The following is a 10,430-nucleotide window of genomic DNA, read 5'->3' as shown; positions in this document are numbered from 1 at the left end:
CCACGGCTGGCAAACCCGCAAACGCCACAACGGCATCACCGAAACCCTGCCCCCAGCCCACCTCGACCACGGCCAACCTAGGACGAACACGTTCCATCACCCCGAGAAACTGCTACGAGAGACCGACGACGATGAAGGTCCGTAGCCGGGTGCGTCAGCCGACGAGTTCCAGCCGCTGGAACTGTTCGGACCGGTAAGAGTCCGCGCATGTCGACCGGCGGATCTTGCCGCTGGTGGTGATCGGCAACGAACCCGGCGCCACCAACATCAGGTCGGAGACCCGCAACCCGTGCGCGCGTGAAACCGCAGCCGCCACATCGCGTTTCAGGGTCGCCATCCGCCGCGCCTGCTCGTCGGCGCTGCCCCGGGCCTTGAGTTCGGCGACAATGACCAGCTGTTCCCGGCCGTCGGTGGTGACCGGGATCGCCGCGACGCGGCCCCCGGTGATCTCCTGCACGGTGGCCTCGATGTCGTCCGGGTAGTGGTTTCGCCCGTCGACGATCAACAGGTCCTTGATCCGCCCCACAACCAACAGCTCGCCGTCGTGGATCACGCCGAGATCGCCGGTTCGCAGCCACGGTGCAGCCGGCGTGCCGGCGGTCGGCTCATCAAGCCGCCCACCGAAGGCCCGTTCGGTGGCCTCGGGGTTGTGCCAGTAACCGCCGGCGACGTTGTCCCCGTGCACCCAGATCTCTCCGACCTGACCGTCCGGGCATTCGATGCGCGCCTCGGGGTCGACGATGCGCACTGTGCAGGCCCGCGGGGCGCCGATGCTGACCAGGTCGGCACCCACCGGCGCGGGCTCTGCCACACCGGCCACCAGCTTCTCGTAGTCCAGCCGCACGGCCACCGGACGGTTGGTGCGCGGCGCCGAGCAGACGTAGACCATAGCCTCGGCCAGCCCATAGGACGGTGCCAGGGCGTTGGCGGGCAGATTGAAGCGGGCGAACCGTTCGGTGAAGCGACGGATTGTCGCGGCGTGGATGCGCTCACTTCCCGACAGGATGGTGTGCACCCCGCCCAGGTCGAGTCCGGCCAGGTCGTCGTCGGCGGTGCGGCGCGCGGTCAGCTCGAAGGCGAAGTTCGGCCCGGCAGTGAACGCCGAGGAGTTCATCGCCAGCTGCTGCATCCACCGGGCCGGCTTCTGCAGGAACGCGATCGGGGTCATCAGCACCGAATGGCGTCCCAGGGTGACCGCGCCCATCACGCCGAGCAGCAGGCCCATGTCGTGGTAGAAGGGCAGCCAGGACACCAGTGTCGTCTCCGGCGGTGGCGCTCCCCCGTCGCCGCCGAAGTAGTCCGCCATCACCTGCTCGATGTTGGCGAACACGTTGCCGTGCGAGACCACCACGCCCCTCGGCGAGCCGGTCGAGCCCGAGGTGTACTGCAGCAGCGCCGTCTTGGTGGTGACGGCACCCGGGTGGTCCCAGCCCGAGGGTGAGTCGAGGTCGAGCAGATCGACCTCGATGATCGCCGGCCGGTGGCCGCCGGCGGCAGCGAGACAGGCCTGAATGTCCCCGGCCACAGTCGATGTGGTGAGCACGGCCGTCGGGGCACAGTCCTTCAGTGCCGCGGTCACCCGCTCGTCGCGGCTGCCGAACAGCGGTACCGGCAGCGGCACCACGATGCAGCCTGCCTCCATCGCACCGAAGAACGCCGCGATGTACTCCAGGCCCTGCGGCGCCAGCAGCGCGATCCTGTCACCGGGCGAGGCGACCGCGGCTACCTCGGCGGCCACCGCATCGGTGCGGCAGGAGATCTGCGACCAGGTCAGCGTCTCGGCGTAGCCGGACGGGTCGAGGTCGTAGTCGACAAAGGTGAACGCCGGCCGATCCGGCCATTGCTCGGCTCGTTCCCGCAGCAGCCCCGGAATCGATCTCCCCCATGACAGCATGGCATTTCCCCCATCAGTGTCGGATGGCTCTCTCCCCGAGAGCCGCCTACCAGGTGCTGGCCCGCAGCACGATCTCCATCGCGAGTTGCGCGGTGAACTCACTGGCGGTGCGCCGCCCCGGCAACACCACCAGCCGGTGTTCGCCGTAGATGAACGGCTGACTGGCTTCGGCCACCGTAGCGGTGGCCCGTGAACTGACCAGCACGGTGGTGTTGATCTCCACCGGCGGGCAGCGATCGTCTTGGATCACCCCGCTCAGGTCGGGTGCCCGCGGATGCCCGCGATCCAGCACCACCAGGCCGGTGAACCGGTCCGGGCGGGTGGCGGCCAGCTCCCAGGCGTTGTCCGCGCCGCTTCGATCACCCACCAGCACGCCGCACTGCACGCCCAGCGAATCGAGAATTCCCACCACAGACTTCGGCGTCAACCGCGGGTCCGCGCCGATCACGATGGTGCGCATGGTGGCGGTGTGCAGGCGCTGGCAGACCGCGTCATAGGCGGTGAGCGGATGTTGGGACGCCGCGAGCACGACAATGACGGGCCCGTTCTGCGGGCCGTTGACATCGACCGGGATCGGAAACCCGTCAATGGTCATCATCGTGCCAGGCATCTGCGCAACGGTACCGGCAGCGGAGCCGCACGGTGTGGGTTTTGCGAGGCCCGCAGGGGCAGGGCAGCCAACGGCCGATCACACCAGGGTAAGGATCTCGGCTCCGTCGGCGGTCACCAGCAGGGTGTGCTCGAACTGCGCGGTCCAGCGTCCATCAGAGGTGACCACCGTCCAGTCGTCGTCCCAGATCTCGTAGTCCAGGCCCCCGAGGTTGATCATCGGTTCGATGGTGAACGTCATCCCGGGTTCGATGATGGTGTCCACCGCGGGCTGGTCATAGTGCAGGACCACCAGCCCGTTGTGGAAAGTCTCACCGATGCCGTGGCCGGTGAAGTCGCGCACCACGCTGTAGCCGAACCGATTCGCGTACGCCTCGATGACCCGGCCGACCACCGACAGGGCCCGCCCGGGCTTGACCGCTTTGATGGCCCGTTCGGTGGCTTCCCGGGTGCGCTCGACCAGCAGGCGGTGCTCCTCGGCGACATCGCCGGCCAGGAAGGTGGCGTTGGTGTCGCCGTGCACGCCGTCGATGTAGGCGGTGACGTCGATGTTGACGATGTCGCCGTCGGCGATCACGGTGGAGTCGGGGATGCCGTGGCAGATGACCTCGTTCAGCGAGGTGCAGCACGACTTGGGAAACCCTTTGTAGCCCAGCGTGGACGGGTAGGCGCCGTGGTCGACCATGTACTCGTGCGCGATGCGGTCGAGCGCGTCGGTGGTCACACCGGGCGCCACAGCCTTGCCCGCCTCGGCCAGAGCCCCCGCCGCGATCCGGCCGGCCACCCGCATCCTCTCGATCACCTCGGGCGTCTGCACCCACGGTTCGCTGCCTTCGGCGGCCGTCGACCGTCCGACGTATTCGGGGCGCGGAATCGACTTCGGCACCGGGAGTGTCGGCGACACCACGCCGGGGGAAAGTGCGGCACGAGCGGGCATTACGCCAGCTTAACGGAGCTGATCAGCGCCGCCAGCGCAGCTGACGCCGAGGGCCTCGGATGTCCACCGACCCGCACACCACCCGCCCGGTCAACACCACATGCGGATTGCCCTCGGCGGGGGCGGCCTTGCGGCGGTCCTTGGCGCTGCCGCCGTAGACCTCCACGTCGTCGATCGAGGCGCTGGCGCCGTCGGGCAGCCGGATCCCGACCGACCCGAGTCGCATGTCGAGCTCGATGACCACGACCGGCCCGGCGAAACGCGCCCTGGTCAGGTCGAGGTCGACCGAGCCGAGGCGACGCACCAGCGACAACCGGGTCGGCACGATCCATTCGCCGTGACGTTTGAGCGAGCCCGCCCAGCCGCGCAGTTCCACTCGGTCGGCCGCTGAGGTGACGATGGCACGCGGCCCCGGCAGATCGCCGATCAGCGTGTCGAGTTCCGCGCGCATCCTGGCCTGCGACACCTGCGCGGCTCGCTCCTCGAATTCGCCGATGTCGATCAATCCGAGGGAGACGGCGTTGTGCAGCCGGCGAAGGGTGCCGTTGCGGTCCGCATCCGAGACGCGCAGCGCGGCCAGCACATCGTCATCGAGCCCCGTCATGGCAACCCAACTTACCGGTACCGGCGGTTAAGCGCCTCAGAGCAGGAAGTTGTCCGGCAGTGAGTCGAACATGACCTTGGTCATCCGGACCGCATACTCCGAGCTGCCGCCGCCGACGATCAGGGCGGCGAACGCCATGTCGCCTCGGTAGCCGGCGAACCAGGAATGCGAGCCGCCGCTGAACTCGGCCTCCCCGGTCTTGCCGAACACCGGCCCGCAGTCCGCCAGGGCCCGCGCGGTGCCGTCGGTCACCACCAGACGCATCATCTCGCGTAGGCCGTCGAGCATCTCCCGGCTGACTGGAGGAGCTGGCGGGCCGTTGACCACCGTCGGCCGGCCCTCCAGCAACCGGGGTACCGGCGTCGTGCCGGCGGCCACCGTCGCCGCTGCCAGCGCGACCCCGAACGGGCTGGCCAGAACCTTGCCCTGACCGAATCCGTCCTCGGTGCGTTCGGCCAGGTCGACGGTCGGCGGTACCGAACCGGTGACCGTGGTGATGCCATCCACCAGGTAGTCGACCCCGATCCCGTAGCGGGTGGCGGCCTGCGACAGCGCCCGGGGCGGCATCCGGCTGGCCAGTTCGGCGAACGTGGTGTTGCACGAGTTGGCGAACGCCCGCGACATCGACACCAGGCCGAGGTCGAATCCGCCGTAGTTGGGGATGGTGCGCTGGCCGATGTCGAGTTCGCCGGGGCAGCCGACCATCGAGTTCGGCGTCACCATGTCGCGTTCGATCGCCGCGCCGGCGGTGACCATCTTGAATGTGGAGCCGGGCGGGTACAGGCCGGTGGTGGCCACCAGTCCGTCGGCGTCGGCGGCGGCGCTCTGGGCGACCGCCAGCAGTTCGCCGGTCGACGGCTTGATCACCACCATCATCGCCTTGTCGCCGCGGGTGTTGACCGCGTTCTGGGCGGCACGCTGTACCGCCCGGTCGAGGCTGATCGTCACCGACGGCGCCGGCGACGGCTCGACCTCGTTGAGCACGGCCACGTCGACGCCGTTCTGGTTGACACTGGCCACGCGCCAGCCGGCTTCGCCGTCGAGCTGCGCCGACACGGCCTTCTTGACCTCGCCGATGAGCATCGGCGCGAACTGGTCGTCGGTGGGCAGCAGGTCCGCCCGCGGGGAGACCACGACGCCCGGGAGCCGTCCGATGGCGGGTTCGACGCGGTCGTGGTCGCTCTTGCGCAGCGTGATCAGGTCCAGCGGAGTCACCGAGGAGCTGGCCTGCTCGGCGAGCCGCTGCGGGTCGCCCAGGGCGTCGTCGAACGGCCGGAGCGCATCGATCACCGCGCGTGCCGTGCGCACCAGGTTGCGTCCGGCCCGGCCGGCGTCGAGTTGGTAGTGGTAGACGTAGCCGGGAACCAGTACGTCGGTGCCGCCCACCTCGTTGACCGAGGCGCGTCGCGGCGGGTCGGCCCGCAGCGCGAAGGTCTGGTGCTCACCGAGTCGCGGGTGCAGGCCGGTGGCCGTCCAGCGGACCGCCCAGTGCCCCTCGTTGCGCACCATCTTGAGCTGACCGTCGTAGGACCAGGTCCGGTTCTTCGGCAGCTGCCAGTTGTAGCGGTAGGACACCGTGCCGGTGTCGTCGTTGTAGCGGGAGCCGAGCACCTGCGCGTCGAGGTGTTCGGCCTGCAGACCCGCCCAGGCCGCGTTGAGGGCGCTGCGGGCGGCGGCGGGATCGTCGCTGAGTTCGGCGGCCGCCCCGGTGTCGCCGGTAGCCAGCGCGGCGAAGAACTGCTCGGCGACGGGACCGGGGCCCTCGGGCCGGGGGGTGCATGCTGCCAAGCCGGCCACGGTCAGCACTACGGTGAACACACCCGTGACGCGTGTGACAAATGAGGTTGATGTTGTCATTGAGGCTGATGTTAAGAGCTGGATTGTCGGCAACGACGGAGGCACGCCGAGATCCAATCGTGATGGTGCGGTGACCCGCGCCGGGACGTCAGTCCAGCAGGACCGTCGCGAAAGTGCCGGTCTCGATGAAGCCGACCCGCTCATAGGTTGCCCGGGCCACCTCGTTGAAGTCGTTGACGTAGAGGCTGGCGATCCGGCCGGTGCCGACGATCACCGCGGCCAGCATCGCGGTGCCACCGGTGCCCAGCCCCTGCCCGCGCCGCTCCGGATGCACCCAGACACCCTGGATCTGGCCCACCGTCGGGGACTGCGCGCCCACCTCGGCTTTGAAGATCACCTTGCCGCGTTCGAAGCGCGCCCACGCCCGTCCGGCCGCGATCAGGTTTGCCACCCGCCGACGATAGGTCCGGCCGCCGTCGCCGGCTCGCGGATCCACCCCTACCTCGCCGATGAACATGTCGACGGCAGCCACCAGGTAGGCGTCGAGTTCGTCCGGGCGCACCTGGCGAACCTCGGGGTCCAGCGAACAGGCGGGCATGGTGCGCAGCGCCATCAACGGTTGGCTCTCGCGAACGTCGCGGGCCGGGCCCCAGACATCAGCCAGCCGCTGCCACATCGGCAACACCAGTTCGGCCCGTCCGACCAGCGACGAGCAGCGTCGGATGGAGCTCACCGCCTGATCGGCGAAAGCAGTCAGATCAGCCGGCGACCCGCGCAGCGGAATCATGTTCGGCCCTGCGTAACAAAGGGATTCGTCGACGCCGCCGCGAGTCCACAGTTCTCCGCCGATCGATCGGGGGTCGACGCCGTGGTCTGCCACCCGAGCGGCGACCATGCAGGAGCCGACCGGATCGGCGTCGAGCACGCGCCAGACCGCCGCGGCATCTCGGACGACCGAAACCCGTCGCTGCTCGATGCGGAGTTCCGGCGGAGCCGACATAGTGTCTCAGCTTACGGTGATGGTGGGCGCACCGTCGGAAGTTCCCTCACCCGTCGCGCCCATCTCGGCCGCCAGCCGCAGTGCCTCTTCGATCAGCGTCTCGACGATCTGCGCCTCCGGCACGGTTTTGATCACCTGGCCCTTGACGAAGATCTGTCCCTTGCCATTGCCAGAGGCCACACCCAGGTCCGCTTCACGAGCCTCACCAGGCCCGTTGACCACGCAGCCCATCACCGCTACCCGCAGCGGGACGTCAAGCCCCTCCAGCCCGGCGGTCACCTCGTTCGCCAGCTTGTAGACGTCGACCTGGGCCCGCCCGCACGACGGACACGAGACGATCTCCAGCCCCCGCGGCCGCAGGTTGAGCGACTCCAGAATCTGGTTGCCGACCTTGACCTCCTGCACCGGCGGCGCCGACAGCGACACCCGGATGGTGTCACCGATGCCCCGGCTCAGCAGCGCGCCGAACGCCACGGCGGACTTGATGGTGCCCTGAAACTCCGGACCGGCCTCGGTGACGCCGAGGTGCAGCGGGTAGTCGCACTGCTCGGCGAGCTGCTCGTAGGCGGCCACCATCACGACCGGGTCGTTGTGCTTGACGCTGATCTTGATGTCGCCGAAGCCGTGCTCCTCGAACAGCGACGCTTCCCACAGCGCCGACTCCACCAGCGCCTCCGGGGTGGCCTTGCCGTACTTCTTCAGAAAACGACTGTCCAGCGATCCGGCGTTGACACCGATGCGGATCGGGATGCCGGCGGCTCCGGCGGCCTTGGCGACCTCGCCGACCCGGCCGTCGAACTCCTTGATGTTGCCCGGATTGACCCGCACCGCAGCACATCCGGCGTCGATGGCCGCGAAGATGTACTTGGGCTGGAAGTGGATGTCGGCGATCACCGGGAGCTTGCTCTTGCGGGCGATGGTCGCCAGCGCGTCGGCGTCCTCCTGGCGCGGGCAGGCCACCCGCACGATGTTGCAGCCGGCGGTGGTCAGCGCTGCGATCTGTTGCAGGGTGGCGTCGATGTCGTGAGTCTTGGTGGTGCACATCGACTGCACCGAGATCGGGTGATCACTGCCAACTCCGACACCGCCGACCATCAGCTGGCGCGTCTTGCGGCGCGGTGCCAGCGTGGGCGCCGGCGGTTTCGGCATACCGAGGCCGACGCTCATGGGTGCGCTCCTATCAGAACAGCCGGATGGGGTTGACCAGGTCCGCGGTCACCGTCAATAACATGTAGCCGACGACCACCACCAAGACTACGTAAGTGGCCGGCATCAGCTTCATGTAGTTGACCGGCGCCGCGGCTACCTTCCCGCGCGCCGACCGGACGAAGTTGCGCAGCTTCTCATACAGCGCGATCGCGATGTGTCCGCCGTCGAACGGCAGCAGCGGCACCAGGTTCAGCACACCGAGGATGAAGTTCAGCTGCGCCAGGAAGAACCAGAACGCCACCCACACTCCGTGATCGACGGTGTCGCCACCGATGATCGAGGCCCCGACCACGCTGATCGGTGTCTCGGGGTCGCGCGGGCCGCTCGGATTGCCGATGGCGTGCACCAGCGCACCGACCTTGGACGGAATATTGGCCAGGGACTTGACCAGCAATCCCGACAGGTCACCGCTGAAGGTGAAGGTGGCCGGAATCGCGGTGATCGGGTTGTACCTGGTGGGCCCGAACTGGGCGGCTCCCACACCTATCGCGCCGACCGTGCTGGGAACCGCCGCGCCGTCGCCTCCGTCGGCGATCCAGCGCTGGGTCGGGGTCACGTCGACGTTGCGGGTCAGCGTGGTGCCGTCGCGTTCGACGACGATCGGGGTAACGCCGTGTTGCTTGCGCACTGCGGCGGCCATCTCGGCGAAGGTCGATACCGGGATGTCGCCGACCTTGACGACGACGTCGCCGGCCTGGATGCCGGCTTGGGCCGCCGGGCCGGGACCCGTGCAGGTTCCCAGTTCTCCCTTGACGACTTCCGGTGCCACACAAGCTGTTTCGCCGATGACGGCGGTGGTCGGAGCGTGCAGGTTCGGCAGGCCCCAGATCACCCCGATCACGTAGACCAGCACCAGGCCGATGATGAAGTTCATGCCGGGGCCGGCCGCCAGCACCGCCACCCGTTTCCAGGTCTTCTGCTTGTACATGGCGCGCTCGACCTCGTCGGGCTCCAGTTCCTCCACCGAGGTCATCCCGGCGATGTCGCAGAACCCGCCGGCGGGGATCGCCTTGAGGCCGTACTCGGTCTCGCCGCGGCGCGTCGACCACAGCGTGGTGCCGAACCCGACGAAATAGCGGCGCACCTTCATGCCGGTGGCCCGGGCCACCCACATGTGGCCGCATTCATGCAGTGCCACCGACACCAGGATGGCCAGCGCGAACAACGCGATGCCGACCGCGAACATCATCGGGAGCTTCCGACCTTTCTCGTAACTGTGGCATCGATGGCGCGTGCCGCCCGTTCGCGGGCCCAACGCTGCGCATCGAGTACCTCGTCCACGGTAGCGGGTTGTGCAGCCCATTGGTCCGCGGCGTCCAGCACACCAGCGATGGTGTCGACGATCGCCGGGAAGCCGATCCGGCCAGCAAGGAACGCTTCTGCTGCCTCTTCGTTGGCAGCGTTGTAGACCGCGGTCATGCACCCACCGGTCTCCCCGGCGCGCCGGGCCAGATCCACCGCGGGGAAAACCCGGTTGTCCAGCGGCTCGAACTCCCAAGTCGAGGCGGTGGTGAAATCGCAGGCCGCGGCCGCGCCGGGCACCCGGGCCGGCCACCCCAGCGCCAGCGCGATCGGCAGCCGCATGTCGGGCGGGCTGGCCTGGGCGATCGTCGATCCGTCGGTGAAGGTGACCATGGAGTGCACGATCGACTGGGGATGTACCACGACGTCGATGCGGTCGTAGGGGACGGCGAACAGCAGGTGGGTTTCGATGAGCTCGAGGCCCTTGTTCACCAGCGATGCCGAGTTCAGGGTGTTCATCGGGCCCATCGACCAGGTCGGATGAGCTCCGGCCTGCTCGGGTGTGACGTGCTGCAGGTCCGCGGCGCTCCAGCCGCGGAACGGCCCGCCCGAGGCGGTCAGCACGATCCTGGCGACCTCGTCGGGCGTTCCGGAGCGCAGGCACTGGGCGATCGCCGAGTGCTCGGAGTCCACCGGCACGATCTGGCCCGGCTCGGCGGCGGCCAGCACCAGCGGCCCCCCGGCGATCAGGGATTCCTTGTTGGCCAGCGCCAGCCGGGCCCCGGTCTCCAGTGCGGCCAGGGTGGGCCGCAAACCCAGCGCCCCGACCAGGGCGTTGAGGACTACGTCGGCGTCGGTGTCCTCCACCAAGCGGGTGACAGCGTCCGGACCGCGATACGGGGCCTCGAGCGCTTCGCCGGCCTGCACGTCGGCGACGGCGATGTTGGTGACCCCGGTCTCGGCGCGCTGGGCGGCCAGCAGCGCCGCGTTGCCGCCGCCGGCAGCCAGGCCGACCACCTCGAAGCGATCCGGATTCGCGGCGATGACCTGCAACGCCTGGGTTCCGATCGAGCCGGTCGACCCCAGCAGCAGCACTTTGGTCCGGCGCGCCGGCGACACACTCACCTGATCATTGTGC

General features: G+C 68.8%; 9 protein-coding genes and 1 pseudogene. 1 reads left to right on the top strand and 9 read right to left on the bottom strand.

The window, feature by feature from the left end; translation table 11 throughout:
• Positions 1 to 145, top strand: a pseudogene (locus K6T84_RS23940) (HNH endonuclease signature motif containing protein); the annotation flags it as partial.
• A gap of 9 nt (positions 146 to 154) precedes the next feature.
• On the opposite strand, the gene K6T84_RS12155 reads toward K6T84_RS23940, so the two are convergent.
• The 9 genes from K6T84_RS12155 to dxr all read right to left on the bottom strand — a co-directional run bounded on the left by K6T84_RS12155 (position 155) and on the right by dxr (position 10,411).
• Positions 155 to 1,894, bottom strand: a complete 1,740-nt coding sequence (locus K6T84_RS12155) for an AMP-binding protein (protein WP_225400294.1) — start codon at positions 1,892 to 1,894, stop codon at positions 155 to 157.
• 46 nt (positions 1,895 to 1,940) lie between these two features.
• Positions 1,941 to 2,504, bottom strand: coding sequence for an alpha/beta fold hydrolase (locus tag K6T84_RS12150; RefSeq protein WP_224861186.1), 564 nt, complete (start codon positions 2,502 to 2,504; stop codon positions 1,941 to 1,943).
• Between the two features lie 78 nt (positions 2,505 to 2,582).
• A complete protein-coding gene (gene map / locus K6T84_RS12145) occupies positions 2,583 to 3,440 on the bottom strand; it encodes a type I methionyl aminopeptidase (RefSeq protein ID WP_225400295.1) in 858 nt (285 codons plus the stop codon).
• A gap of 22 nt (positions 3,441 to 3,462) precedes the next feature.
• Positions 3,463 to 4,044, bottom strand: coding sequence for a DUF1707 SHOCT-like domain-containing protein (locus tag K6T84_RS12140; protein WP_225400296.1), 582 nt, complete (start codon positions 4,042 to 4,044; stop codon positions 3,463 to 3,465).
• A 36-nt stretch (positions 4,045 to 4,080) separates the two neighbouring features.
• Positions 4,081 to 5,901, bottom strand: a complete 1,821-nt coding sequence (locus tag K6T84_RS12135; RefSeq protein WP_224861192.1) for a penicillin-binding transpeptidase domain-containing protein — start codon at positions 5,899 to 5,901, stop codon at positions 4,081 to 4,083.
• A gap of 88 nt (positions 5,902 to 5,989) precedes the next feature.
• Positions 5,990 to 6,841, bottom strand: coding sequence for a GNAT family N-acetyltransferase (locus K6T84_RS12130; protein ID WP_225400297.1), 852 nt, complete (start codon positions 6,839 to 6,841; stop codon positions 5,990 to 5,992).
• 6 nt (positions 6,842 to 6,847) lie between these two features.
• A complete protein-coding gene (gene ispG, locus K6T84_RS12125; protein WP_224861196.1) occupies positions 6,848 to 8,008 on the bottom strand; it encodes a flavodoxin-dependent (E)-4-hydroxy-3-methylbut-2-enyl-diphosphate synthase in 1,161 nt (386 codons plus the stop codon).
• Positions 8,009 to 8,021: 13 nt separating this feature from the next.
• Positions 8,022 to 9,239: a M50 family metallopeptidase gene (locus K6T84_RS12120; RefSeq protein ID WP_225400298.1), complete on the bottom strand. Its 1,218-nt coding sequence runs from the start codon at positions 9,237 to 9,239 to the stop codon at positions 8,022 to 8,024.
• The gene (gene dxr / locus K6T84_RS12115) at positions 9,236 to 10,411 is read right to left on the bottom strand and encodes a 1-deoxy-D-xylulose-5-phosphate reductoisomerase (protein WP_225402031.1); all 1,176 of its coding nucleotides are present in this window, start codon (positions 10,409 to 10,411) and stop codon (positions 9,236 to 9,238) included. The genes K6T84_RS12120 and dxr overlap by 4 nt, the downstream gene beginning before the upstream one ends.
• Positions 10,412 to 10,430: the final 19 nt, after the last annotated feature.

It is taken from the genome of Mycobacterium zoologicum (genome assembly GCF_020181635.2).
GTDB lineage: Bacteria > Actinomycetota > Actinomycetes > Mycobacteriales > Mycobacteriaceae > Mycobacterium > Mycobacterium zoologicum.
This window is presented reverse-complemented; position numbering and strand designations above follow the sequence as displayed.